Annotated in this window: 2 protein-coding genes; both read left to right on the top strand. The window is 37.6% G+C overall.

Annotated features, from left to right (window positions below; genetic code table 11):
- A partial coding sequence (locus AC1DWA_RS33010) for a hypothetical protein (RefSeq protein WP_477917640.1) occupies positions 1 to 213 on the top strand: 213 nt, incomplete at its 5' end.
- Positions 214 to 223: 10 nt separating this feature from the next.
- A partial coding sequence (locus AC1DWA_RS33005) for a glycosyltransferase (protein WP_477917638.1) occupies positions 224 to 697 on the top strand: 474 nt, incomplete at its 3' end.

Raw genomic sequence — 697 nt, 5'->3', positions numbered from 1 at the left:
GAGTTATCGTCACAGAGCTCCGTTGCTAAAACAAATGTATACAGCAATCTTTCGCTTGAGCAAGTAATTAATCTCTTTGAACAAGATCAAAGTCTTGCGTCATATGCTAAATACGGCAAGCAGTTCTTTAGTAATGACAAATTTAATTACTTGAAATTAGAAGATAGCAGCAAGGACGACATCACTGCTATGGTAAATAAAATAGAGCTGTGAGGTTACAAAAATGAAAAAGATATTATTTGCAGGACATGATTTGAAATTTGCACGTATCATTATGGACCGTTTGGCAAGCCGTCCTGGGTTTGAAATTAAAACGGAYGAGTGGAGTGGCCATAATGCTCATGATGAAGARCAKAGCCAAGCTTGCTTAGAATGGGCCGACGTTATTGTTTGCGAATGGGGACTTGGAAATGCAGTGTGGTATTCTCATCATAAAAAGCCTCATCAGCAGTTAATTGTACGCATGCATCTTCAAGAGCGTGATACGATTTACCCTCATAGTTTTAACATGGAAAATATCGATAAAATTATCGCGATTTCTCCATATGTATATGAAGAGTTTTATCGAACGTTTAATTTTCCGCGTGAAAAGATGACGATGATTTATAACGTAGTCGATACAGAAAAAGTGGATGGTTCTAAAACGGAAGACGCTAAGTATCATTTAGGCATTATTGGAATTTGTCCGCAGCGAAAG

The sequence above is a fragment of the Rhodococcus sp. P4_F3_2 genome, assembly GCF_056401335.1.
This window is presented reverse-complemented; position numbering and strand designations above follow the sequence as displayed.